Genomic DNA, 25,941 nt, shown 5'->3' with positions numbered 1-25,941 from the left:
CAGGAGCCTAAATTTTATGCTTTTACCGGAACAGATTTTAAAATCTCATCATAAAATTCATCAAATTGTTGCAAATTCATTTGCTGTGCCGCATCAGACAGAGCAACTGCCGGGTCAGGATGGACTTCCGCCATAATCCCGTCTGCCCCGATTGCAATTCCTGCTTTTGCTGCTGGAAGAAGAAGATCACGCCGTCCCGTTGAATGCGTCACATCAACAAAAACTGGAAGATGCGTTTCCTGCTTCAAAATTGGCACCGCCGTGATATCGAGCGTGTTGCGTGTTGCACGTTCGTATGTGCGGATACCACGCTCACAAAGGATCACTTGATCATTTCCCTGGGCAAGAATGTATTCAGCAGCGTTGATAAATTCGTCAATTGTTGCTGCCAGGCCGCGTTTCAGCAGGACAGGTTTCTTAACAGAACCCGCTGCTTTTAACAATTCAAAGTTTTGCATATTGCGGGCGCCGATTTGAATAACATCAATATAATCGCAGGCTGTTTCGATATCGGCCGGATTAACAATTTCGCTGACAACGGCGAGATCGAATTCATCCGCCACGCGCTTCAATATTTTTAACCCTTCCAGGCCAAGGCCCTGGAAGTCATAAGGCGATGTACGAGGCTTATAAGCACCGCCGCGGATCATTTTTAGCCCTTTGCCTTTAATAGATTTTGCCACTTCTGCTACCTGCTCATAGGATTCTACCGCACACGGACCAAAAACAAATGTTACATTGCCGTCACCTACTGCATGTCCACGAACAGTAACGATTGTATCCTCCTGCTTCTTTTTACGAGAAACAAGCAGTGCTTTACGGTGATCATCCTCTTGAAGCTCAAGGCCCGCTTTAAATATTTCTTTAAAAATATGTTCAACAGTGGAACGTTCAAACGGTCCATCGTTTTTTTCTAATAAATTGTTTAACATAGAACGCTCGCGGACCGGATCGTAACGGTTGACACCTTGTTTTTCTTTCACGCGCCCAATTTCCTGCACAAGCTCCGCGCGTTCGTTAATTAGTTTTAACAGCTGTACATTCATTTCGTCTACTTTATTTCTTAGCTGTTCTAATTCCTGGTTGCTCACATTCCTCATCCTTCCGCAAGTAAATAATCAAATTCCCCTCAATTAATAGAAAAAAATCGCTTTTATAGAGCAGGCGATTTATCTTTTGTGGGCTATTACGATTATTATAAATCATATATTCTGAAAAGTCACGAAGTTTTTACTTTATTTCTTAAACGCTTTTAAGCGCTAAAGTATATAAGGAAAGGAAAATCCGGATTTACTCCGGATTCTACTGCACCGATATAAGCTGGTCTTTTGTAATTTTCCAATGCGATTCGTTCCATTGCGCCTTTCCATCGGTAAAGTAAATTACCTGCGGAGATTCGTGTCGAATATTTGTTATTTGAGCAATATGATTGGATAATTCCCGTGATTCCTGAACCGCTAGATAGACCCCTTTCTTGTCAAAAGAGGGATCTTCAACGAAAGATTGATATTGACTATAAGCAGCCGCGCTTACCGGACATGTAGTGCTGTGTTTTAGTAGAAAGAATGGTTCATTGCTTTCAACAAGTTCTTCAAATTCGGCGATATTAGTAATTTTCTGCATGTTTATAGCTCCTTTTCAATGTGAAAAGCCGGAACAAGTCCGGCTTCAGGCTGTGATTGATACCTTTTTATTTTCTGTACTATTGCCCAAGCACAGATTTGGCTCTTTGTTACTTGTTATTAGGTTTTTTATTTTGGCTGCTGTTATTGCTATTGTTATTAGTATTGTTCATTTTGTTATTGTTACTGTTGTTTTTATTGCTGTTGTTATTGTTTTTATTAATATTGTTGTTAGTATTGTTGGCTCCGCTGTTTAATCCGCCGTTTTTCTTTGATTCGTTGACCCCTTTATCAACCGGATCTACCCAGCCTGCTGATGTAGCCGTTGAGGAAGCATCACTGCTTTGGCCGGAATTGTTTTTTGCTTTTTCCGCTTCATCAAATGCTTTTTTTGTTTCATCAAGCTTTGTTTTTGCCGTATCGGCTGTATTATCGACAGTGTCTTTTACCGCATTGGCGACAGTGTCCACTGCTGATTTAGCTTTTTCTTTTCCGTCTTCTGCATTTTGCGAGCTTTCTTCAGAGCTGTCAGAGGACCGCATTGATTTTACTTTCCCCATAATAGCCGTTGACTTTTCCTGCACCGCGCTGGTCAGGCTTGAAGTTTTTTCTTTTGCTGTTCCGGTCAGGTCGCTTGCCCGTTCCTTTAAAGATCCGGCTTGAGTGTTTAAATCGCCGCGAAGCTCCAAGCCTGATTTGGGTGCCATCATTAACGCAGCACCCGCGCCAATCACCGCTCCAAATAGGGCTCCCAGCAAAAAGTCTTTTGTGTTCATTGTTTCTTCATACGAGTAACGGTCTGAGTTAAGATCAAAGCTGTCATACTGGGATTTTTGAGGAACCGCATATTGAGCCTGCCTCGATGGGTTTACCCCGTTATTTTTAATGTCAAATTGATCGTATGTGTTTTTATTTCTCATAACTAAAACGCTCCTCTTTTTTTATTCTTTTTTAATGGCTGTTTTTATAAGCTGGAGCAGGAAGAGCTTCTTGGTTCATAGCCGATGAAGGTGGTGTTTCCGTCTTCTGCTTGTCTTGCTTGAATTTATCGACCATTTGTTTTACCACATTCCCCCACTGAACAGCCTGAGAAATTTTATACTGGTTTTTTTCCACTTGTGAAGCAACCGTAGTTGTCACTTTTTTCAATGAATGATTTAAATTATGAACAGATGAACCGACATCTTTAACAGCATATACAACTGTATTGAGCTGTTCGGTTTTATGCTGTACATCTTCTGCGAGAGCATTTGTTTTATGTAACAGCTCTGCCGTTTCCGCTGTCACATCTTTTAACTGCCCTTCCAGGCGGTCTACTGTACGGGACAGCGTGTCAAGCGTATTGTCGACGGATTTTAATGTTTTGGACAAGTTAAGAACCAAAATTAGAAACGCGATCGCCGCGACAGCCGCGCTTAAGTAAAGAATAATTTCCACTCCGGGACACCTCCAACATTTGTTTATGTAATAAAATTACCCAGCGCCTATAATTATAAACACTATTTTTATTATTTCTTTTTTTACAATAAAATCTCCTCCTTTTTGCACAAAATTTCGGGAAACCTTACAATAAAAAGGATGAGGAGGAGGATTTTGATGAAAGATTCGCGTATTCAAACGCTTGCATCCAATTTAATTAATTATTCCTGCCAAATTCAGCCGGGCGAAAAAGTGCTGATTGAAAATTTCGGGCTGCAGCGTGAGCTTGTTACCGCTCTTGTAGAAGAGGCCTACAGGGCGGGGGGATGGCCGTATGTACTCTTAAAAGACTACCGGGTCGACCGGTCGCTGTTAATGGGTGCTCAAGAGGACCAATATGAGTTAATGGCTGATTTTGAGGCAAATGTAATGAAGGAAATGGATGCTTACATCGGCCTTCGTGCCGGCGATAATATTAATGAACAGGCAGATGTTCCCGCCGAGAAAATGAAAATCCACGGCAATACAATTGGAAAAAAAGTTCACCGTGAAATCAGGGTGCCCAAAACTAAGTGGGTAGTGCTCCGCTACCCGACTTCATCAATGGCACAGCTTGCCAAAATGAGCACGGAAGCGTTTGAGGACTTCTATTTTGATGTATGCAACCTTGATTACAGCAAAATGGATGCGGCAATGGAGCCGCTTGTAGAATTGATGAATCAAACGGATAAAGTTCAGCTCAAAGGGCCTGGAACTGATTTAACCTTTTCAATTAAAGATATTCCGGCTATTAAATGTGCCGGCCGCTTAAATATTCCAGATGGAGAAGTGTACACGGCTCCTGTACGCGATTCGGTTAATGGAGTTATTTCGTTCAATACTCCTTCTCCCTACAACGGCTTTACTTTTGAAAATGTGAAACTGCGGTTTAAAAACGGCAGGATCATTGATGCGTATGCAAATGATGTTACACGTATCAACGAGATTTTTGACACAGATGAAGGAGCACGCTTTATTGGAGAATTTGCCATCGGCGTCAATCCGTACATTCTCCATCCGATGCAGGACATCCTTTTTGATGAAAAAATCGACGGCAGCTTTCATTTTACACCGGGTGAATGTTATGACGATGCTTACAACGGCAACCATTCCAATATCCACTGGGATATGGTTAACATTCAGCGCCCTGAATACGGCGGCGGTGAAATATGGTTTGACGGTGTGCTGGTCCGCAAAGACGGACGTTTTGTACTGCCAGAGCTGCAAGGGTTAAATCCAGAAAACTTAAAGTAAACAAAACGCCCCTGCCTGTATTGGCAGGGGCGTTTCTTATTAAGCAAGCTCTTCTTCGTAAGCTGCCTGGAATTTTTGAATGTCACCTGCGCCCATAAAAATAAGGACGCCGTTCTGATGCTCTTTTAAAACAGCAGTGCCGTCTTCTTTTATTAATTGCGCACCCGGGATTTTTTCCTGCAGATCTTCTATTGTTAGCTTGCCGTGGTTTTCACGGGCGGAACCAAAAATATCACACAAATAAACAGCGTCTGCTTTGTTCAGGCTGTCTGCAAATTCATCCAGGAACGTTTGTGTCCGGGAAAAAGTATGCGGCTGAAACACTGCAACAATTTCACGCTGAGGGTATTTTTGGCGCGCTGCATTAATGGTAGCGCGTATTTCAGTTGGATGATGCGCATAATCATCAATCAGCACCTGCTCCCCGGCCTGCTTTTCAGAGAAACGGCGTTTTACACCTGAAAATGTCATCAGGCGTTCTTTTACAATGTCTGTATCAATTTCTTCGTAGTGGCAAAGACCAATTACAGACAATGCGTTTAACACATTGTGTTCTCCATAGCCGGCAATGCGGAATGTGGCATAAAATTCATTTCGGACAAACACATCAAATGTTGTTCCGTTTTCGTCAAAGGACGTATTACGGGCCTGAAAATCATTTTCTTCACCAAAGCCATAAAAAACAACCGGTACATTCGCCTGGATGCCCTGCAAATATTCATCATCCCCGCAGGCAAAAATAGCTTTTTTCACTTGCATCGCCATTTGCTGGAACGCAGACAAAACATCCTGTACATCAGCAAAGTAATCAGGATGATCAAAGTCGATATTCGTCATAACCGCATAATCAGGAGAATATGAGAGGAAGTGGCGGCGGTATTCACACGCTTCAAATACAAAATACTCCGCATCTTTTGCTCCCCGTCCGGTTCCATCGCCGATTAAATAAGACGTTGGCGCTGCACCGCTTACTACGTGTGACATAAGGCCAGTGGTTGACGTCTTTCCATGCGATCCTGTAATCGCTACACTCGTAAAATTTTGAATGAAATCTCCTAAAAACGTGTGATAGCGGACTACCGGAACTTCTATTTCTCTGGCCCGCTTAATTTCTTCATGGTCATCACCAAACGCATTTCCCGCAATAACGGTCATGCCTTCTTGAATATTGTTTTCATTAAATGGCAAAATTAAAATGCCTGCTTCTTCAAGCGCTTTTTGTGTAAAGAACGTTTTTTCTACGTCTGATCCCTGGACATCATATCCTTTATCATGAAGAATATGGGCAAGGGCGCTCATTCCAGAGCCTTTTATACCAACAAAATGATAGGTTGTCATCATTAAACCTCCAGCATTCTCTAGCCTTTTACATGTAGTATATGTAGTGCCGCTTCATTTGAAACGGATGGCAGTCAATCATTGCATTTGTTCATTATATCACTTTTTTTAAAAAGTGACTATTCTTTGGAAAAACCGGTGCAAAAGCACCGGCTTATTGATTGGATTCCTCCAAATAAGCAAGAAATTCTTCTTCTGAAATGAGAACCTCCCGCGGCCGGCCGGCCCGCTGGCCGGATACAAGCCCCTTCTCTTCCATCATTTCAATTAAGCGCGCCGCTCGATTGTAGCCGACTTTTAAGTTCCGCTGCAGCATGGAGGTGGAAGCCCCTCTTTGACGGACAACGAGCTCGCATGCTTCCTGGAACAGCTCATCTTCTTCCTCGTGAAGAGCCGCTTTTTGAAGCAGCTCTTCCTGCTGAAATAAATATTCAGGCTTTTGCTGCTGGCTGACAAAGCGGACGGCTTCGTCAATTTCTTCATTTGTAACGAATGTTCCCTGCAGACGGACCGCTTCACTCGCTCCATTGCCAAGATAAAGCATATCACCCTTGCCAAGCAGTTTCTCCGCGCCGACCTTGTCTAAAATCGTGCGTGAATCAATTTGTGAAGAAACTGAAAACGCAATTCGCGTTGGAATATTAGCTTTAATCAGGCCCGTAATAACATCAACCGATGGACGCTGTGTAGCCACAATTAAATGAATTCCACAGGCCCGCGCTTTCTGGGCAATCCGGCAGATGGACTCTTCTACTTCACCCGGAGCCATCATCATAAGATCCGCCAGCTCATCAATTACAATAACAAGGTAAGGCAGATGCGGTTCGTTAAACTCCGACTCGCTTACTTTTACATTATACGATGCCATGTCCCGTACACCCGCATGAACAAACAGCTGATAGCGGCGCTCCATTTCTTCTACCGCCCATTTAAGCGCTGCTGTTGCTGCTTTTACATCTGTAATAACCGGGCTCGCTAAATGCGGAATGCCGTTATAAGGGGTAAGTTCAACCATTTTGGGATCAATCAGCAGCAGCTTTAACTCATGCGGTGCTGATTTGTATAAAAGGCTTACCAAAATAGAGTTAATGCAGACACTTTTTCCGGATCCCGTGGCCCCTGCAATTAATCCATGGGGCATTTTCTGCAAATCGAGCACAACCGGATTTCCGGCAATATCGAGACCAAGCGCTGAAGCCAGCGGTGAGGAGGCCATCTGGAAACTGCTGTGCCCGATAATTTCACTAATAAATACCGGCCGGCTTTTTTCATTAGGCAATTCAATGCCGACAACCTGTGTTCCCGGTATAGGAGCTTCAATCCGGATCGTCCGCGCAGCAAGGCTGCGTTTAATATCATCTGTCAAACTAACAATTTTGCTTACCTTTACACCAATTGACGGCGTTACCTCGAAGCGCGTAATAGACGGGCCGGTCGTCACGCCTGTAACACGGGCATCGATATTAAAGCTTTTTAATGTCTCATTTAATAGCGCTGATTTTTCCTGTACCCATGTATCGTCTGCTGCTTTTTTAGCAGGAGGCGTTAAAAATGACAGCGGCGGCCGAACAGCTTTCGCTTCTTGAACCGGCGAAACTGGCGGAAGCGTTTGTTCTTTTTTTACGGTTTCTTCCAGACTTTCTTTTGAAACTTCTTTCGGCTCTTCTTTCAAGCCGCCTTTTAAAGCGGATGCTGGCTGTTGCTTTAAAGCCGGCCTGACCATTTTTTCACGGTCTTTTTTCAGCATTACCACATTAAATGGCGAATGGCGCCGCTCCCGTTTTTTTTCTGGCTGTTCAGCCGGCGGCGGAAGCTTGCTGCTTTCACCATGAACAGATGGCGGCTTTTCTCTTAACAGGGATGGCTTTTCTGAAACAATCGGTTCCTCTTCTCGATGAATGGCTTTTTGACGTTCAGCCGGCCGCTTTGACTGCTCTTTTGTAAACAGCAAAAGCGGTTCATTCGCTTTTTCGCGCTCTTCACTGCGGACGGTCCGCGCATCTTCTTTAGCCGGACGGGCCCGGAATCCATAAATCGGTGATGGAATTTCTGTCGGTTTAAATGGACGCGGTGCTATACCTGACACAGGCGTATACACCGGTTTCTGTGAATATTCATTGGCTGAAGGTTCAGCCGGAAATGGCTGGTCTGACTCAGTCCGGTTTGAACGGTTTCGCCGGCGCGGCGCCTCTTCATGGCTGTTTCGCTTTAGGGTTGGATACCGATACGCAACACGCGTTGAAATTTGCTGAACAGATGGAATAACAGGGATTGACTGTTTTTGCACAGCAGGCGCAGAAGGCTCTGGTCGTGCTTTCTCTGCCGGTTTCCGTTCGACTTCTTCTTTTTTATTATCGAGTTCTGTCTCGTCTTCTTCAATAATTTCAATTTCTTCTCTAAAATAGGAGAGAATTTTTTTAAACATACTCATTCATAATCACTCTTTCTCCTTGAAGTCTTTTTCATTGTACCAACTATCCGCGATTTGTTAACAGCAAAACGAAATTTTGGGAAAATAGATGGGGATGAAAAAGAACCGTCCCGCAAAGAAGTCAGTCTTTGTGCGGACGGTTTTTGGCCAGAATAAATACAGGCTCAAGGTGCCCGTCTTCATAAATAAAAGAAAGAGCAGTAATCGGCACGCGGCCGGCTGCAAAGAAACTCATCGCCATCTGAGCCAGAACGTCATAGCCTGTTTCATTTCGAATGTCACCAATAATAAGCACATCTCCATGAGGAACAGAAACCGTCATAGCTCCTTCCACTTTCTCGCTCATTTCCTTTAAAAACTTTTCATTTAATATTCGAGTGGCATCATAGCCGTCATTTGTATTTAAGAAATAAAACACATTTCCGGCCACCGTGTCTTTTTTCATTTCAACCGGCAGGGAACGGAGATTGAAGCGGGCAATTTCTCTGATCTGCTCTGCTGTCCAGTTCTCTTTGGCCATGAGCTTTTCATCAATCAGGCGGTACGTGGTGCCCAGATCCAGCGCATAATAAATACGGGTTTCCGCCGTATGCTCGTCCCAAAAAAGCGGTACGCCTTCTTCTGCTTCAGCTGGAAATGAAGCAGACCGAATAACTGGAAAAATCCGTTTTTCTTTTTCTTCTTTTATACCCGCACCGTCAAAAGCATTAAGTGCTTCGTTTACATAATAAACCGTTTCTTCCGCCGCTTTTTCAACATTGCCTTCAAATTTAGCCAGGATACCGCCAAGCGCTACTGTGACTCCTTTTTTCGTCTCACTGTTTTCAATGCGCATTTCTTCTTTTTCACGGTCAAAGAAAAGAGAACGGTTCGGCTGCTGCAGCGCTTTTTCAAGCGCTCGTTTTAGTTTTAAGGTAGACATCTAATTCCTTCTTTCCATTAGTATTGCTTAATTGTCTCAGCGGTTGTTTTATCCATTGTTGAAACAAGCCGGACAAGCAATTCTTTTGCTGCAAGATAGTCATCCGTATGAATAATAGAGGAATGTGTATGAATATAACGTGAACAAATCCCAATCACGGCGCTTGGCACTCCTCTTCCCGTTGTATGAACGCGCCCCGCATCTGTCCCGCCCGGCGAAACAAAGTATTGGTACGGAATATGATGAGATTCTGCCGTGTCAAGCACAAAGTCACGTATACCGCCGTGTGTTACCATCGACCGGTCAAAAATCCGAAGCAATACACCCTTGCCGAGCTGTCCGAATTCATTTTTATCTCCCGAAGCGTCGTTGGCTGGACTTGCATCAAGTGCAAAAAAGATGTCCGGATTAATTAAATGAGCCGCTGTCTGTGCCCCCCGAAGGCCTACTTCTTCTTGAACAGTCGCTCCAGAATAAAGAATGTTCGGCAGCATTTTTCCATCCAGTTCTTTCAACAGCTCAACCGCCAGTCCGCATCCATACCGATTATCCCATGCTTTTGCCATAATCTTTTTAGGATTGGCCAGCTCGGTAAAAGGTGAAACCGGCAAAATAGATTGTCCCGGCTTAATTCCAATGGATTCAGCATCCTCTTTATTATCAGCGCCAATATCGATCTGCATATTTTTAATTTGCATGGGCTTATTCCGCTGGTCTTCCGTTAATAAATGCGGAGGCGTCGAAGAAATAACACCTTCAATCGGTCCGTTTTGAGTATAAATCCTCACCCGCTGGGCAAGCATGGTCTGGTTCCACCAGCCGCCAAGCGTTTGAAAGCGGACCATGCCGTTCTCTGTGATAGCGGTGACCATAAAAGCCACTTCATCCATATGCCCTGCAACCATAACGCGCGGCCCCTTTTCCTCGCCATTTTTCACGCCGAACAGGCTGCCCAGGCTGTCTTGTATAATGGAGTCTGCATATGGCTCCATTTCTTTTTTCATAAATGCGCGCACCGCATGCTCATTTCCCGGTGCGCCTGGCAGCTCTGTCAGTGTTTTAAATAAATTTTTCGTTTCTTGATTCATTTATTTTATTCCTCCCGCTTTTTTCTTTCGTTCATTATACCGAAAATCTCCGTATGGGTGGAATGAAGCGCATTTTAGTTTTCTTCATTTTCAACTTCTTGTATACTGTAGTGGAGTGCAATCTATTAGATAAACAGGGGGTTTCTATATGTTGAAACGTAGTCGAACTGCTTTTTTGATTGGTGCTGCCGCAGGTGCAGCTGCCACCGTTTTGATTCAAAAGCAAACATCCGAGGCCATGAATATCCCGCCTGAAAAAGTATTAAAAAAAGTAAAAGATATTTTTAAACAAAATGGCCCAGTCGATGGTTCGTGGATTCAAATGAAACCCGAGCAAATAAACAGCAATGGCTTCCCGGCGCTTGTTTATAAAGGCGGTATTTCACGTCCAGGCGAAAACGGAAATGAACAATTTGAGTTTTCCGCTGATGCTAAAACCGGCACATTGCTGCAGGTTCAGCCCGTATAACTTAGAAAAATCCCAAACGGAACACATCCATTTGGGATTTTATTTATGCGCGGGGCTGGAATTTTGCTTCTGACCGGTAAATACGCTGTCCTTTAGCAGAAAACTTCTCTTCATATTCAGTCATCACATTGCCTTCAAAGCCGCTATTATGCAAATCCAGGCTGACAAACGTTAAAAGCATGCCGTACTCTGAAAAGCTTTTTAAAGAAAATTCAAATAAGCCCTGATTATCGGTTTTAAAATGAACTTCTCCGCCTTCCGGCATAAGTGATTCATACAGGCTTAAAAATGTTTTGTATGTTAAGCGCCGCTTTGCATGCCGGGTTTTCGGCCATGGATCGGAGAAATTCAAGTAAACCCGCTTCACTTCTCCTTTTTCAAAATAGTTCATCAGTTCGGCCCCATCCACATTCAAAAGCTTCAGGTTCGGCAGGTCCGCTTCAATCAAGCGGTCAAGCGCCGTAATAATAACACTTTCATACAATTCAATTCCAATATAATTAACGTCAGGGTTCTGTCTGGCCATCCCTGTAACAAACTGCCCTTTTCCGGTTCCTACTTCAATATGGACCGGGTTATTATTGCCGAAAATCTCATTCCAGCGCCCTTTTGCTTTTTCAGGTTCCGGGATAACATACTGCGGATAAGCACTGATCTTTTCCTGTGCCCACGGCTTATTTCTTAAACGCATCTTGCTTGTTCTCTCCATTTCCAAATAAATTATACTCTACTTCCAGAAGCTGGTTCAAAGAGGCAAGCCCACGGTTCATATCATGGAAACGTGTTTTTTCCCGGTTCCATTCGATTGATGAAAGCATCTGGGCAGCCGCATACCATTTCATACGGTGAAAGAAATCCGGTGTTAATGACAATCCATATTGGGCAAGCCAGGAAGTCCAGTTCTCTGGTTGTACATACCCAAACAGCAGGGTGCCGATATCCATTGCCGGATCCGCAATCATTGCTCCATCCCAGTCAATTAAAAACAATTCATCCTGATCAGACAGAAGCCAATTGTGGTGATTCACATCTGTATGGCAAACAACGAATTGACAATCCGGCACACTCGGCAATTCTGTTTCTAAAAAGCGAAGCGCTTCTGCCACAATCGGATGGGCCGAAACCAGGTTTATCTGGCTGCGGATATCGTCCAGTGTTGCTTCCGGCAGGACTGGCTGTTTGCCAAGCCGTTTAAGCATGTTTAAAAGCGGCCTGGATGAATGTATTTTTCCCATGAGGCGGGCCACACGGTCTAATTCCATTTCTTCAGGTCCAAGCTCTCTTCCATTCATCCAATGCTGTGCGGAAATAACATCCCCGTTTTCAAGACGCTTTGTCCAAACAAGCTTCGGGACAATTCCTTCGGCTGAGAGCATGGCAAGAAATGGAGAAGAATTCCGTTTTAAAAACAGTTCTTTTCCAGCATGCCGTGCAAAAAATGCTTTTCCTGTCATACCGCCAGCAGGCATTATTTCCCAGTCTCTCCCAAGAAAGTGTTCCACCAAACTCACCTTTTCATAAAAAAAAGACAGCAGCCGCTCCGAAAAACAATCGCTGTCTTTTTTATTGCTTTTATCGTTCACTCATTGTATGAAGTATTGTAACATGAAATTGCACTTTCGACCAGTTTCTTTCTCAAACATTCTACCGGACAAAAACGGCACAGCTGTGCGGATCTACTGCCGCATTAGCCAATCCTGTTTTAATAGGCGTTGTTCCTGCCTGCGTATCAGATACAATTTGAGCCCATTTTTCTCCTTCCGGCAGTATAAAGCTTGAAGACGTTCTGCCTGCATTAAAGCTGACCACTATATCGCCCCACTCTCCGTACGCCCCAACGTCCTTCAGCCAAATCGTCAGGGTATCAGAGTTCGATGGCCATTTCATAATATGATAGCAAATGGCTTCTTCTGTTCTTATCCGGAAAGCGCCTGTTGATTTCCGAAGCTCAATCAGTCCTTTTACGTACGTAACGTGATCAATAAATTCACTGCGGCGGCGCCAGTCCATTTGATTAATCATATCGGAGCTTGTATAGCTGTTTTCAACACCATATTTTGTCCGGCAGAATTCCTGGCCGGCATGCAGAAAAGGAATCCCCTGCGAAAGAAGTACAAACGCTGTGGCAAGCAGGTGCTTTTTCTTATTTATTTCTGTATCCCCCGGAAAACATGCTTCAAGTTTATCCCACAGCGTATAGTTGTCGTGGCACTCCACATAATTAACAGATTGTGCCGGTGAATGAAACAGCCGTTCAATGCCCGCGCAGCCAACATTCGCGGTAAACGCTGCAAATGCCTGGTCCAAAAGCTGGCTGTTGCCAAATGCAAACCCCGGTTCAAACAACTGAAAGGTGCTTCCTTTTATTGAATCGCGAAACCGGTCATTAAAGAAAGCAACGTCCTTTAAGGCTTGTTCATTTCGAATAATTGATTTCTTCTCAGAGGGCAGAGCTGTATTTAAATCCCAGCCTTCTCCTAAAACAACCGCACCCGGCTTCTTGCGGCGAATGCATGCTTCAGCCTGCTGCATTGTTTCCGTGTCTATGAGGCCCATTAAATCGAAACGAAAACCATCGATGTTATAAGCATCCAGCCAGTACTGAAGTGAATCAAGAATAAATTTACGGCCCATTTTCCGCTCCGTGGCAAAATCGTTTCCGCAGCCAGAACCGTTAGACGGCATGCCATCCGGCCCCTGGCGGAAAAAGTAACCTGGAACAAGCCGTTCAAACGAAGAAGTTTCACGGACAAATACATGATTATAAACAACGTCCATAATTACCCGCAGCCCTTTTTCATGAAAGGCTTCGATCATTCGTTTCAGCTCAACTGACCGTGCATACAGGCCGGCGGGATCTGTACTGAAGCTGCCTTCAGGGACGTTAAAAAACAATGGATTATAGCCCCAGTTGTAATTAACGGAAAAATCAAGATCCGATACACCAAAATAATCAAAAAATGGCAGAAGCTCTATATGTGTCACACCAAGTGAAGCCACATAATCCAGCCCCGTCGGCTGGCCGTCCGGACTTTGCGTCCCTTCCTCCGTCAGGCCCAGGTACATTCCCCGGTTCGTAATTCCGCTTTCCCGCTGGCTTGATAAATCGCGAATGGAAGCCTCGTAAATAATCGCATCAAGCGGTGATGAAAAGGGGGGAAGGTGATGCTGCGGCACCTTCATTTTTTCATCGTCCACGACACGGGTCCACTCACTGTGGACCGACACCATTCTGGCATAAGGATCGACCGCTTCATGCCAGACATTATTGATCCGCACCTGGTAGTGATAAAAGTATCCTTCTGCGTCTTCTTCCAATTCTGCCTCGAATGTCCCGGAAGGACCTCTTGTCATTGTCATATAGCGGAGCGAGCTGTCAGCTGTTTCTTTAAACTTTACAAATGCTTCTGTTGCGGTAGGAGCCCACAGCCGGAAAAATGTTTTATCTGGGGAATACTGGCTGCCAAGCTCCCCTTCATAATAAAATAATTGATCAAATTCTTCGGTCCGCACTACACCGCCGATTTGTAAGTCAGTGCGCATCAGCCGTTCATCTAAAATAACATGCTCCCGCCCGAATTCCGGCATTTCTTTTACCCGGCATGTATACTTGACCATTGCATCAAACTCTTTTACATCTACAATATCCATTTTTGTCACATTGCCGCCGCTTTCAATATAAAAGACAGATGACTTTCCTGAATAATAATGAGTCGGCAGTAAAACAGCCACTTCGGTTAACGTATCTAAATAAGCGTTAAACGGACGAGTTGAAATCATTTAAAGCTCCTCCTCCCATTCTGGGCGGCGTATACTGACTGTATCCGCATGAGCAAGCAGCGTTCTTGCTGCTTTTAACTGGATCGTTTTAAGTGGTGATGATAAATGCCTCATCTCGTCAAACCAGCGAGAAAATTCGCGTTTATCAATATAGTGTATGTCCGCGGGCGCTGCTGGATCATCAATGTAGCCATTGCGGGATACCACCGCTTTTCGGACCGGCATATCAATCTGGTCACGCCCAAGCAGTTTTTTAACAATTGTTTCTGCTCGTGCGAGCGGCACAGCCGGGCTTAATACTTTCGATTCCGCTTCTCCAAAACGCTTTTCCCAAAATCGCTCCGGCGACCCTATAAAAACAGCTTCGTCCTGCTCTTCTAAAAACGTCAGACACCACACATGCAGCGGGGTAATAATGATAACGTCAAGTTCAACCACTGCTTTTTGAAAACGAAAAACCGGTTCGTATAAAATAAGAAATGTATCCGGAAGCCTCTTCAGCAAAAACCTCAGCTGCTCATCTACATAATATTTATGATCAAGGGGTGACTGGTGTAAAAGCGTGGAACTCGCCCACTTAATCTGGAACGTAAACATTTTATCAAGAAACGCTTTTTTCACATCTTCCTCTGTTTTTAAATACAGGGATTCTGTATGATTGATGGAAAACAAATTTTCCTCTTCTTCCAGTGCCACGGGATCAGGTTCTGTTTCCGCCTGTTTTTCTTTTTTTGAAAATAGTCCTCGAAACAATGACTGCTTTTCTTTCGGTTCTTCCTCCAGCAGCCAGTTTTCCTGCTCATCCGGCTCTTTACTTATTGAGCCGGCATTTTGATGATACCCTTCCCAGTTCGCATAAAACTTCTCCCACTCCTGTTTTTTTAATCGAACATACTGGGCCGGATAATGAAATACATCATTTTCATATCTGGATATATAGTTTTGCAGTTTAATCAGTTGCCCCATAGCTCATATCCTCTCCTGGCTTTTTTAATCGGCATGACCATTTCTTTTTATATTTCGGCACAGTGGAGGTGTTTGTTTCGTATAAAGCCACTTCCGTTACAAAGAAAGAAGGCCAAGCCGGCAGCTCCGGCAGCACAAATGGCTGCTGCCCTGTCCATTTTCGTGCCGTTGTAATATGCGGCCGAAATGGTTTATCGTCTATATTGATTTCCAGCTTTCTGCAGGCTTTGCTCACTTCTTTCTGCATTTGAAAAAGAGGAGCCGGCTCGTCCGTTCCAACCCAAAAAATCCGGGGGGAGGATGCCTTGCCAAACGTGCCAAAAGAGACCAGCTTCAGCGGAAAAGCGGGAATATCGCTCAGTTTTTCATCAATAAGACCGCAGGCTTCTTCAAGGACAGATAATTTGGCCGCTCCTGCAAAAGCTAATGTCAGATGGTAATCTTCTTGATGAACGAGCCGCTTGAACGGATCATTGCGCCGCTTCATTTCATCAGCGATCATTTTTTTTATATGATCAGGAAGAACAATAGCGAAAAAATAATGTGGCTGCATTTTGAATCATCCTTCTTTCGGTCCATTATTCTTTTTAGTTTACCAAAAACATAAAAGAAAAGCCGGTCATTTTCACTCAGTGTATTTTCATTGGAATCGGCCGGATAATATGATTTAATGAAAAAACAGAAAGGGTGGCAATGTATGAAGGTCGTCAACAATATAGCAGATTTAATTGGTGATACACCCCTGGTTAAATTGCAGCATTTATCTCCGGAAGACGGGGCGGATGTTTATGTAAAGCTGGAATTTTATAATCCGAGCAGAAGTGTAAAGGACCGGGCTGCTTATAATATGATGCTGGAGGCAGAAAAAGCCGGCAGGCTGCAGCCTGGCTCCGTTATTATTGAACCAACAAGTGGAAATACGGGTATCGGCATTGCAATGAATGCAGCAGCCCGCGGCTATAAAGCCATTTTGGTCATGCCTGATACAATGACAAAGGAACGGATCAATATTTTGAAAGCGTACGGTGCAGAAGTGGTATTGACACCGGGAGACGAAAAAATGCCTGGCTCGATAAAAAAAGCAGTTGAACTGGCAGAATCCATTCCAAACAGCTTCATTCCCATGCAGTTTGAAAATCCGGCCAATCCAGATGCCCACCGGGGAACGACTTCTGCAGAAATCGCTGAAGCAGCCGCTCAAATCGGCAAGAATTTCGCGGCGTTTATCGCAAGCGCCGGCACTGGCGGAACGATAACCGGCACCGGCGAGGAATTAAAAAAGCAATTTCCCCACCTGGCGGTCCATGTTGTGGAACCGGCGGGCTCTCCTGTTCTCTCAGGCGGAAAGCCGGGCAGGCATAAATTGGTCGGCACCAGCCCCGGCTTCATTCCTGAAATTTTAAATACAAATGTATATGACTCCATTTTCAAGGTTGAAGATGAGGATGCTTATACAATCACACGCCGCCTTGCTGCAGAAGAAGGCATACTCATCGGCCCATCCGGCGGTGCAACCTGTTATGCAGCAATTGAAACGGCTAAAACATTAACAAAAAACGATATCGTTATTTGTATCGCTCCGGATACGGGCGAGCGTTACCTGTCAACTGACGTTTTCCAATAGACTAAAGGGCTTTTTCTTTATACAGAAACCGAAAACCCCCGCTTTTAAAAAAAGCGGGGGTTTTGATTCACTCTTTTTTTCCAGCCAGTTCAACGATGGCACGCGCATAGATGGCAGCCGCCCGAAATAAGTCATCCAGGATTACATATTCATCTTTTTGATGGGCGACATCTTCCCGCCCAGGAAATAATGCTCCAAATGCTACTCCTTTTTTCAGAGCACGTGCATATGTGCCGCCGCCGATTGAAAGCAGTTCGCCTTTTTCTCCGGTTTCTTCCTCATATACACGCTTTAATGTTTCCAAAAACGGATCATCCGCTTTCATGTAATGCGGTTCACTGTTGTCCATAATAGTCAATGAAATATTTCCTAGTTCTTTTTTTAGCTGGTCCATCTTCTGATCGAAAGAGAATGAAGCCGGATAGCGGACATTCAAGCCAATTTGGGCTTCCTGCCCTTTTTTATAACGGAAAAGAGCTGCATTTACAGTAACGTCGCCCATTTCCGGATCGGTAAATGCAATGCCAAGACGTTCCCCCCGCGTATCCCCTTCAAACTGCTCGATAACGAACTGCAAATAAGCGGCAAAAGCCGGGTCAACTGCTTCTGTTACTAAAAAAGCGGCCAGCAGCAGGGCGGCGTTTTTTCCGTGGTCCGGTTCCATGGCGTGCGCTGACATTCCCCTCATTTCCAGAAACACCATGCCTCTGTCAATATAGTAAGAGCCCTCCAGATCATTGTCTTTTATATACTCCGTGTAATTTTGCAAGAACAGTGTCAGCTGCTGATTAACCGACATGGAAGCATATGCATAATCAGGTACCATATTATAGCGTCTGCCGGCTTGAAATGATTCAATCGTAATGGCTGCTTCCTCCTGGGCAGACGGCACAGAAATGGTTAACTGAAGATCGGCAATCCCTTTTTCCGCGAAAATAATTGGAAAATCCGCATCTGGTGCAAATCCGGCTTCAGGCATTTCTTCTTCTTCAAAATAGCGTTTTATACATTGCCAGTCACTTTCTTCATCGGTTCCAATAATCATCCGCACTCGTTTTTGAAGAGAAATTCCTGATTCTTTAACGGCTTTCATTGCATAGTAAGCAGCTATTGTCGGCCCTTTATCGTCAATGGAACCCCGCCCGAAAAGCCTGCCGTCCTCTATTTCTCCTTCAAATGGCTCATATGTCCAGCCATCTCCAGCCGGCACAACATCAACATGACAGAGAATGCCAAGCAATTCACGGCCTTCCCCCATTTCAAGATGACCGGCCACATTCCCAACATTTTTCGCAGTAAACCCATCTTTCTCCCCCAGTTGAAGCATGAAGTCTAGTGCCTGTCGAACTTCCTTGCCAAATGGCGCTTCCTCTGTTTGTTCCTGATTTTTTACGCTTGGAATTTGAATGAGACTTTGAAGATCTTTTATAAACCCGCTTTCACGTTTTTTGATTTCATTATGCCAATCAATGCTATGCATATACATTCCTCCCTCTTTTATTCTACATATGAATGTATCGTTTAACCAATATCTTTACAAAGTCTTTATCTTACTTTATGTCAAAAAAATACGTACATTTTTCCTCTTTGAAAGCATAATATTATTAAAAACGGGTAAATCTCTTGTAAATTCAGCGGTTTTTTGTAGCAAAATCCAAACAAATAAAGTAAACTGTAATTACCAGACAAGCTTAATACCTATGTAAAATAGGCTGTAAAGGAGATGTCTGAACCAGCTTAATCATATCATCGTTTTTTGTCGCCTGTTGTTATTGCGCCTCCGGGAAAAAAGATGAGGGAGTGGTTCTTTGAAGCCTACTACAAATCGGATGCTGACTCGCATAAAATCCATCTACATCTATATTAAGGAAAATGGGACTGTGACAACGCAGGATATTGTAGATGAATTCGGTATCACCCCGCGAACGATTCAACGTGACTTGAATGTGCTGGCTTATAATGAGCTTGTTTTTAGTCCAACACGCGGAAAATGGACAACGACAGAAAAAAAAGTACGCATGACTTCATAATGAATAGTATAAAAAAAACGGCTGCCCGTTATGGACAGCCGTTTTTTCAGCTTTTCCCCAATAAATCCAATTCCTCTCCAGACAGCTCCCGATATTCTCCGAGCTCCAATTCTTCGTCCAGCGTCACTGCTCCCATTGACAATCTCTTTAAAAACAATACTTCTTTGCCGACGGATTGAAACATTCGTTTTACTTGATGAAACTTTCCTTCCGTAATGGTCAGCTCGATTTCGGATTCCTTTCCCTGCTTCAGGATAACAAGATCCCCCGGCTTTGTCTTGTAGCCATCATCGAGCACCACTCCTTCTTTAAATGCAGCGGCATCCGCTTCCGTTACTTCTCCAAGAATGCGGGCAAAATACGTTTTCGGCACATGATGCTTGGGTGACAGCAGATGATGCGACAGCTGCCCGTCATTGGTTAAAAGCAGCAGGCCCTCTGTATCTTTATCAAGCCGACCTACCGGATGCGGTTCGAAATGACGGTGCATCTCATCGAGCAGGTCAATCACCGTTTCATCCCGGCTATCTTCTGTGGCAGAAATAACTCCAGCAGGCTTATTCATCATAAGATAAATAAATTCCCGATATTCCACCGGCTCATCAAAAAGCATCACTTCGTCCTCATCTGGATTTACCTGGACTTTGGCATCTTTTACCATCTTTCCATTTACCGTTACAGCACCGGTTTTTAAAAGCTTTTTTACTTCTTTCCGGGAACCTATGCCCGAATTAGCCAGCCATTTGTCTAAACGCATGCTACACACCCTTTATGCTTTTTTTAAGCGTAATTTTCGTTTCAGGCCATCAAGCCTTGATCCAAACACATCGGCAAGAAGGCCGGATTTTTCGCTTAATACAAAGTAAACCACAGCGCCCGCGCCGGCACAAATCACAATGATCAGCAGAGCCGGGATATCTTTTTCCGTTGAAAGCACAAGAGATAGAATACCATAAATCACCATTACAACAACGGCCATTACCGCATTAAAAACCGCAATCAAGCCCATTTTTTTTGCCAGCGGACGGAATGAATAATCAGCGTAATAACGAATTACCGCTAAATTAATAATAGTGGATGTTACGTACCCAAGAGCAGTCGCGTAAACTGCCCCCTCTGTTTCAAACAGTTTAATAAGCGGAATATTGAGAGACAATTTTACAAGGATGCCTGTAAGCAGGCTTAGCACTGTAAAACGCTGTTCATTGATCCCCTGCAAAATGGCTGCTGTAACCGAAAACAGGGCAAACAGGATCGCCACCGGCGCATAGACGCGCAGCACAGAAGTTCCAAGAGCGCTGTAATCATAAAAAACCGTGTAAAGCGGTTCAGCCAGCAGTGCCATGCCAATTGCGGCAGGAACCGTTAAAAATAGCAGCACTTCATATGTTTTATTCAGCTGCCGCTTCACTGTGTCCATTTCATTTTTCACAAAGGAGCTTGTGATAATTGGTACCAGTGTCATGGCAAAAGCCGTTGCCAGCGAAACCGGGATAATCACCAGCTTCTGTGTACTGAAATTTAATATCCCGAACGAGGTGACGGCTGTTTTTTCGAGGCCGATCTCGGACATGGCTTTCATGAATGTTAACTGGTCAATTGCCTGGTAAAGCGGAATCGCAATGCCGACAAAAATAAAAGGAATCGCATAAACAACAATTTCTGAATACATACCGAATAAGGAAACGTCTGCCTGTCCTTTATCCTGCCCCAGCAGCTTGTCCAGCTGTTTTTTTCGCTTAAAAAAGTACCAGTACAGCACAATCAAGCCGAATAATGCGCCAATAAAAGCCGCAAAAGTGGCTACACTAATAGCAGTGACAACAGAACCGTTCATAACGTGAATAACGATGTAAGCCCCTGCTAAAAGAAAAACAATCCGGGCGATTTGTTCCACGACAGTTGATACCGCGGACGGCCCCATTGACTGGTGCCCCTGGAAAAAACCGCGCGTCACACTCAGAAACGGAACAATAATCAAAGCAAAGCTCACTGCGCGGATAACTGTGGCCACTTGTTCAATTGTATACGTGGTTTCCTTGCCGTCTAATGAAAGTCTGGCAAAAAACGGCGCAAACGAGTACATGATGAGGAAAGAAACAAATCCGGTTGCCAGCATAATCACGATTCCCGATTTAAACAGCTTTCGGCCAACTGCATATTCTTCAATCGCATTATATTTTGCAATATATTTCGATACCGCCAGCGGAACTCCGGCTGTGGCAATGCTGATAAAAATCGTATACGGCACATACCCGTAGCTGTAAAGCGCCGCTGCATCTTCACCGCCGATAATACTGTAAAATGGAATCACATAAAACAAGCCAAGAAACTTGGATATAAAAGTACCCAGCGTGAGGATAAACGTCCCTCGTATTAAATTGGATGACATACATAAATCCCTCTTTTTCTCATTAAGCATCACTTGCTAGTGTACCTCTTTCTCACGTGCCTGACAATTTTTTTCACCATCTGCTATAATGAACAAAGCTTGAAGAATGAGGTGACAACATGTATGACGTGATTGTAGTGGGCGGCGGCCCGGCAGGCTTGATGGCTGCGATTGCCTCGGGCCGGGCCGGTGCGCGTACACTGTTAATTGATAAAGGCAAAAAGCCCGGCAATAAACTGCAAATTTCCGGAGGCGGGCGCTGCAATGTGACCAACCGGCTGCCCATTGAAGAAATTATCCGGCATATTCCCGGAAATGGCCGTTTTTTGTACAGCGCTTTTTCCGTTTTTAGCAACGAAGACATTATCCGTTTTTTTGAAGGTCTTGGCGTAAAGCTGAAAGAAGAAGACCACGGACGGATGTTTCCGGTATCCAACCGGGCCCAGGATGTAGTAGAAGCGCTGCTCGGTGAATTGAAAAAACAGCGGGTTGAAATGCGGCTCGAAGCCCCTGTTGCTGAACTGCTTATGGATGATGAATATATACGCGGCGTCCGCCTTGTGTCAGGAGAGAAAGTTCTTTCAAATGCTGTTGTCCTTGCGACCGGCGGCAAGGCTGTGCCGCAAACAGGATCAACCGGAGACGGCTATCCGTGGGCAGAGCAGGCAGGGCACACGGTGACCGAATTATTCCCGACCGAGGTGCCGATTACCTCAAAAGAACCGTTTATTGTAAACCGTTCCCTGCAGGGGCTGGCTCTTCGGGATGCGAGTCTTTCCGTTTTAAACAAGAAGGGCAAACCGCTTGTTACCCACCGGATGGATATGCTGTTCACCCACTTTGGAGTATCCGGGCCGGCGGCTCTTCGCTGCAGTCAGTATGTCGTAAAAGAATTAAGGAAAAACGGCGCTCCTGTTTACCTGTCTATCGACGTATTTCCAGATGGCAATGAGCACGAAGCGGGCGTGGCTATTCGAAAGATTATCAAAGAAGAGCCGAAAAAAGCAGTCAAAAACAGCTTGAAAGCTTTATTGCCTGAAAGATACCTGCACTTTTTGCTTGAGCGAAGCGGCATTAATTTAGAAACAGCAGGAAATCAGCTGTCTGAGCCGCTTATCCGCGCGCTTGCCGCTTCAATGAAGTCATTTAAAATAGCCGTTCACGGGACACTGCCGATTGAAAAAGCATTTGTAACCGGCGGCGGCGTGTCAGTAAAAGAAATTGAACCGAAAACAATGGCTTCTAAAAAGAAAGACGGGCTTTTTTTCTGCGGCGAGATTATTGATATTCACGGCTATACCGGCGGCTACAACATTACAGCTGCGCTCATTACCGGTCACATTGCCGGAACAAACGCAGCGGCCGTCCGATAATTTCATGGCGCATTTCTGAAGCCGGATGGCGCAATTTCCGGCTGTTACGGCGCGTTTCCCTTTCAATATGGCGCAATAAACAGCTTATCGCGCCAAAATGGAAAATATTGCGCCGCTTTCAGCAGAAAACGCGCCATTGATCAAATAAAACGCGCCGTCGATCAAAAAAAGGTGCTCCCTGTAAACATAGGGAACACCTTTTTATTAGCTTTTCGGCACTGTTTCGCCAGTGTAGTTCAGCATGCCGCCAGTCATGTTAGTCGCTTTAAATCCATTATCAATTAAAAAGCGGGACACATTTTCGGAGCGAACACCGGAACGGCAGATAATGATATAGTTTGTTTCTTTATCAAAACGATCCAGGTTTTCAGGAATCGTCCCCATTACGATATGTTCCGCTTCGGGAATCATCCCTTCTGCCACTTCTTCGTCTTCACGGACATCAATCAATGCCAGCTTTTCTCCGCTTTCGAGCTTTTGGCGTACCTCTTCACCTGTGATTGTCGGAATCATGTTACTTCATTCCTTCCCTGTTAATTTGCGACCACATTAACAAGCTTGCCTGGCACTGCAATTACCTTGCGGATTGTTTTGCCTGACAGCTCTTCTTTAAACTTATCATTTTGCATCGCAATTTCTTCCATTTGTTCCCGGGTAGCATCTTTTGAAACCATCAATTTCGCCTTCACTTTTCCGTTCACCTGCAGCACGATCTCCACTTCATCATCAATGAGTTTGGATTCATCAAACGCAGGCCATGCTTCGTACGTAATTGTGCCGCTATGCCCAAGCTTTTCCCAGAGTTCTTCCGCCAGATGCGGAGCAAGCGGCGCTGCCAGCTTCACAAAGCCTTCCGCATACTCGGCCGGAATGGTTTCAGCTTTATTGGCTTCATTCACAAATACCATCATCTGTGAAATCGCGGTGTTAAAGCGAAGTCCTTCATAGTCTTCCGTCACTTTTTTCACGGTTTGATGATACACTTTTTCAAGTGATGTGTCCTGTCCCGTGATTTTCGGTGTTAAAGAGCCGTCATCTGTGACAAGCAGGCGCCAGATACGATCAAGGAAGCGGCGTGCTCCGTCTACCCCTGTTGTGCTCCAGGCAATTGAAGCCTCAAGAGGGCCCATAAACATTTCATAAAGACGAAGCGTATCGGCACCGTGACTTTCTACGATCTCATCTGGATTTACAACGTTTCCTTTTGACTTGCTCATTTTTTCATTGTTTTCGCCCAGGATCATTCCCTGGTTAAACAATTTTTGGAACGGTTCCTTCGTATGGACCACACCGATATCATACAATACCTTATGCCAGAAACGCGCATACAGCAGGTGCAGAACAGCATGCTCGGCTCCGCCGATATATATATCAACCGGCAGCCAGCGCTTCAATAATTCCGGGTCTGCCAGTGCTTCCTGGTTGTCCGGATCGATAAAGCGAAGGTAATACCAGCAGCTTCCTGCCCATTGCGGCATTGTATTTGTTTCGCGCCGGCCTTTTTTGCCTGTTTCCGGATCGATCACATTCACCCAGTCTTCAATAACAGCCAGCGGTGATTCACCAGTTCCGGACGGGCGGATTTCTGTTGTTTTTGGCAATACAAGCGGCAATTCAGCTTCCGGAACAGCGGTAGTCGTGCCATCTTCCCAATGGATGACTGGAATTGGTTCTCCCCAGTAACGCTGACGGCTGAACAGCCAGTCGCGCAGCCGGTACGTGACTTTCTTTGTACCGACTCCCTCCTGCTCCAGCCATTCAATCATTTTGGTGATTCCATCTTCTTTATTTAAGCCATCAAGGAAGCCTGAATTTACGTGAGCGCCGTCGCCTGTGTATGCTTCTTCTGCGATATTTCCGCCGGCAACCACTTCTTTAATAGGCAAATCAAATTTTTTCGCAAATTCAAAGTCGCGTTCATCGTGCGCCGGAACCGCCATAATCGCGCCTGTTCCATATGTGATTAATACATAGTCGGCAATCCAGATCGGCATTTTTTCACCGTTTACTGGATTTACCGCATAGGCACCTGTGAATACACCCGTTTTGTCTTTGGCAAGATCGGTCCGTTCAAGATCGCTTTTTGATTTTACTTGATCAATATAAGCATTGACGGCTTCTTTTTGTTCCCCGGTTGTAATTTTCTCCACAAATGGGTGCTCAGGAGCCAGAACAGCATAAGTCGCTCCGAATAATGTATCCGGACGCGTCGTAAATACTGTGAATGTTTCCTTGTGCCCCTCAATGTTGAATGTTACTTCAGCTCCTTCAGAACGTCCGATCCAATTGCGCTGCATGTCTTTAATGCTTTCCGGCCAGTCAAGCTCATCCAGGTCTTCAAGCAGCCGGTCTGCATACGCTGTTATTTTCAGCATCCACTGGCGCATCGGACGGCGTTCAACCGGATGGCCGCCGCGTTCTGACTTGCCGTCGATTACTTCTTCATTCGCCAAAACCGTTCCAAGAGCCGGGCACCAGTTCACCGGCACCTCATCTACATACGCAAGGCCTTTTTTGTATAATTGAAGGAAAATCCATTGCGTCCATTTATAATATTTCGGATCTGTTGTATTAATTTCCCGGTCCCAATCATAAGAAAATCCCAATGATTTAATCTGGCGGCGGAAATTATTAATATTCTGCTCGGTAAATTCCGCCGGGTCGTTCCCTGTATCCAGGGCATACTGCTCCGCTGGCAGTCCGAATGCATCCCATCCCATCGGATGAAGCACATTGAAGCCCTGCATACGCTTAAAGCGGCTTAGGATATCCGTTGCTGTGTAGCCTTCCGGGTGGCCGACGTGAAGTCCTGCCCCTGATGGATACGGAAACATATCCAGTGCGTAAAATTTCGGTTTGTCCGAGTCATTGTTCATCTTAAAGGTTTTATGCTTTTCCCAATAGCTCTGCCATTTTTGTTCGATCTGCTTATGATCAAAGTTCATGCTGAAACCTGCCTTCCGTTTATGTACTAAGATCGAAGACCAGCCCCGCCGCGTCTTCGCTGACCCGTATCCTGCGGGTCTCTAACGAAAAAACTCCCGCCCAGTATAGTGGGACAGGAGAGGTGTGTCTCTACCCAGTGTTAAATGTTAACCCGCCGGCCTTCTTCATTAATCTTTACCTCTCATTTTAGAAAAACTTCAGTCAATATGCAAGCGCATTTTACCCATCCCCTCGTTCATGTTAAAATT

Annotated in this window: 23 protein-coding genes; 5 read left to right on the top strand and 18 right to left on the bottom strand. The window is 44.8% G+C overall.

All coding sequences use genetic code 11. The annotated features are described in order from the left end of the window. Positions 1-14 precede the first annotated feature (14 nt). From VP98_RS17600 to VP98_RS17585, 4 genes are all read right to left on the bottom strand, one after another. The gene (locus VP98_RS17600; protein WP_046176667.1) at positions 15-1,091 is read right to left on the bottom strand and encodes a bifunctional 3-deoxy-7-phosphoheptulonate synthase/chorismate mutase; all 1,077 of its coding nucleotides are present in this window, start codon (positions 1,089-1,091) and stop codon (positions 15-17) included. A 211-nt stretch (positions 1,092-1,302) separates the two neighbouring features. After that, positions 1,303-1,629 (bottom strand): bacillithiol system redox-active protein YtxJ, encoded by a 327-nt coding sequence (gene ytxJ, locus VP98_RS17595; RefSeq protein ID WP_082087971.1) that lies wholly within the window; start codon positions 1,627-1,629, stop codon positions 1,303-1,305. Between the two features lie 103 nt (positions 1,630-1,732). Further along, positions 1,733-2,542: a YtxH domain-containing protein gene (locus tag VP98_RS19140; protein ID WP_052712286.1), complete on the bottom strand. Its 810-nt coding sequence runs from the start codon at positions 2,540-2,542 to the stop codon at positions 1,733-1,735. Positions 2,543-2,573: 31 nt separating this feature from the next. Next, a complete protein-coding gene (locus tag VP98_RS17585; protein WP_046176665.1) occupies positions 2,574-3,059 on the bottom strand; it encodes a DUF948 domain-containing protein in 486 nt (161 codons plus the stop codon). 159 nt (positions 3,060-3,218) lie between these two features. Here VP98_RS17585 and VP98_RS17580 point away from each other — a divergent pair, with 159 nt between their 5' ends. Beyond that, positions 3,219-4,334 carry an aminopeptidase gene (locus VP98_RS17580; protein ID WP_046176664.1) on the top strand — a complete coding sequence of 372 codons (1,116 nt, stop codon included), beginning with the start codon at positions 3,219-3,221 and terminating at the stop codon, positions 4,332-4,334. Positions 4,335-4,373: 39 nt separating this feature from the next. Here the strand turns inward: VP98_RS17580 and murC are convergent, their stop codons facing one another. The 4 genes from murC to VP98_RS17560 all read right to left on the bottom strand — a co-directional run bounded on the left by murC (position 4,374) and on the right by VP98_RS17560 (position 10,113). Continuing rightward, positions 4,374-5,672, bottom strand: a complete 1,299-nt coding sequence (gene murC / locus VP98_RS17575) for a UDP-N-acetylmuramate--L-alanine ligase (RefSeq protein ID WP_046176663.1) — start codon at positions 5,670-5,672, stop codon at positions 4,374-4,376. A 154-nt stretch (positions 5,673-5,826) separates the two neighbouring features. Then, positions 5,827-8,103: a DNA translocase FtsK gene (locus VP98_RS17570; protein WP_046176662.1), complete on the bottom strand. Its 2,277-nt coding sequence runs from the start codon at positions 8,101-8,103 to the stop codon at positions 5,827-5,829. Positions 8,104-8,224: 121 nt separating this feature from the next. Beyond that, on the bottom strand, positions 8,225-9,025 hold the full coding sequence (locus VP98_RS17565) for a DUF1444 domain-containing protein (protein ID WP_046176661.1): 801 nt from the start codon (positions 9,023-9,025) through the stop codon (positions 8,225-8,227). 17 nt (positions 9,026-9,042) lie between these two features. Continuing rightward, the gene (locus VP98_RS17560) at positions 9,043-10,113 is read right to left on the bottom strand and encodes a M42 family metallopeptidase (protein ID WP_046176660.1); all 1,071 of its coding nucleotides are present in this window, start codon (positions 10,111-10,113) and stop codon (positions 9,043-9,045) included. Positions 10,114-10,261: 148 nt separating this feature from the next. On the opposite strand from VP98_RS17560, the gene VP98_RS17555 reads away from it, so the two are divergent. Beyond that, positions 10,262-10,582: a PepSY domain-containing protein gene (locus VP98_RS17555; protein WP_046176659.1), complete on the top strand. Its 321-nt coding sequence runs from the start codon at positions 10,262-10,264 to the stop codon at positions 10,580-10,582. Between the two features lie 43 nt (positions 10,583-10,625). Here VP98_RS17555 and trmB read toward each other — a convergent pair whose 3' ends face one another. The 5 genes from trmB to thpR form a co-directional block, all read right to left on the bottom strand. Further along, positions 10,626-11,273, bottom strand: coding sequence for a tRNA (guanosine(46)-N7)-methyltransferase TrmB (trmB, locus tag VP98_RS17550; RefSeq protein WP_046176658.1), 648 nt, complete (start codon positions 11,271-11,273; stop codon positions 10,626-10,628). Further along, entirely contained in the window at positions 11,257-12,084 is an 828-nt protein-coding gene (locus VP98_RS17545) for a phosphotransferase family protein (protein ID WP_046176696.1), read from the bottom strand. The genes trmB and VP98_RS17545 overlap by 17 nt, the downstream gene beginning before the upstream one ends. Before the next feature lie 142 nt (positions 12,085-12,226). After that, positions 12,227-14,362: a type I pullulanase gene (gene pulA, locus VP98_RS17540; RefSeq protein WP_046176657.1), complete on the bottom strand. Its 2,136-nt coding sequence runs from the start codon at positions 14,360-14,362 to the stop codon at positions 12,227-12,229. Further along, entirely contained in the window at positions 14,363-15,328 is a 966-nt protein-coding gene (locus tag VP98_RS17535) for a nuclease-related domain-containing protein (RefSeq protein WP_046176656.1), read from the bottom strand. It lies immediately after the preceding gene. Further along, positions 15,312-15,881, bottom strand: a complete 570-nt coding sequence (thpR, locus tag VP98_RS17530) for an RNA 2',3'-cyclic phosphodiesterase (protein WP_046176655.1) — start codon at positions 15,879-15,881, stop codon at positions 15,312-15,314. Before thpR ends, VP98_RS17535 begins: the two co-directional genes overlap by 17 nt. 144 nt (positions 15,882-16,025) lie before the next feature. Here thpR and cysK point away from each other — a divergent pair, with 144 nt between their 5' ends. Then, a complete protein-coding gene (gene cysK / locus VP98_RS17525; RefSeq protein WP_046176654.1) occupies positions 16,026-16,952 on the top strand; it encodes a cysteine synthase A in 927 nt (308 codons plus the stop codon). Positions 16,953-17,019: 67 nt separating this feature from the next. Here the strand turns inward: cysK and pepV are convergent, their stop codons facing one another. Next, positions 17,020-18,432, bottom strand: coding sequence for a dipeptidase PepV (gene pepV / locus VP98_RS17520; protein ID WP_046176653.1), 1,413 nt, complete (start codon positions 18,430-18,432; stop codon positions 17,020-17,022). A 328-nt stretch (positions 18,433-18,760) separates the two neighbouring features. Between pepV and VP98_RS17515 the strand changes: the two genes are divergently transcribed. Next, entirely contained in the window at positions 18,761-18,982 is a 222-nt protein-coding gene (locus VP98_RS17515) for a DeoR family transcriptional regulator (protein ID WP_046176652.1), read from the top strand. A gap of 46 nt (positions 18,983-19,028) precedes the next feature. Here VP98_RS17515 and VP98_RS17510 read toward each other — a convergent pair whose 3' ends face one another. Further along, positions 19,029-19,739 (bottom strand): pseudouridine synthase, encoded by a 711-nt coding sequence (locus VP98_RS17510; RefSeq protein ID WP_046176651.1) that lies wholly within the window; start codon positions 19,737-19,739, stop codon positions 19,029-19,031. 12 nt (positions 19,740-19,751) lie between these two features. Further along, on the bottom strand, positions 19,752-21,374 hold the full coding sequence (locus tag VP98_RS17505) for a putative polysaccharide biosynthesis protein (protein ID WP_046176650.1): 1,623 nt from the start codon (positions 21,372-21,374) through the stop codon (positions 19,752-19,754). 119 nt (positions 21,375-21,493) lie between these two features. On the opposite strand from VP98_RS17505, the gene VP98_RS17500 reads away from it, so the two are divergent. Beyond that, positions 21,494-22,747 (top strand): BaiN/RdsA family NAD(P)/FAD-dependent oxidoreductase, encoded by a 1,254-nt coding sequence (locus tag VP98_RS17500; protein ID WP_046176649.1) that lies wholly within the window; start codon positions 21,494-21,496, stop codon positions 22,745-22,747. Positions 22,748-22,951: 204 nt separating this feature from the next. On the opposite strand, the gene VP98_RS17495 is transcribed toward VP98_RS17500, so the two are convergent. Both VP98_RS17495 and leuS read right to left on the bottom strand, forming a co-directional pair. Beyond that, positions 22,952-23,260 (bottom strand): rhodanese-like domain-containing protein, encoded by a 309-nt coding sequence (locus VP98_RS17495; RefSeq protein ID WP_046176648.1) that lies wholly within the window; start codon positions 23,258-23,260, stop codon positions 22,952-22,954. A 20-nt stretch (positions 23,261-23,280) separates the two neighbouring features. After that, positions 23,281-25,692, bottom strand: a complete 2,412-nt coding sequence (gene leuS / locus VP98_RS17490; RefSeq protein WP_046176647.1) for a leucine--tRNA ligase — start codon at positions 25,690-25,692, stop codon at positions 23,281-23,283. Positions 25,693-25,941 lie beyond the last annotated feature (249 nt).

Source organism: Domibacillus indicus (assembly GCF_000970685.1).
Classification (GTDB): domain Bacteria; phylum Bacillota; class Bacilli; order Bacillales; family Domibacillaceae; genus Domibacillus; species Domibacillus indicus.
This window is presented reverse-complemented; position numbering and strand designations above follow the sequence as displayed.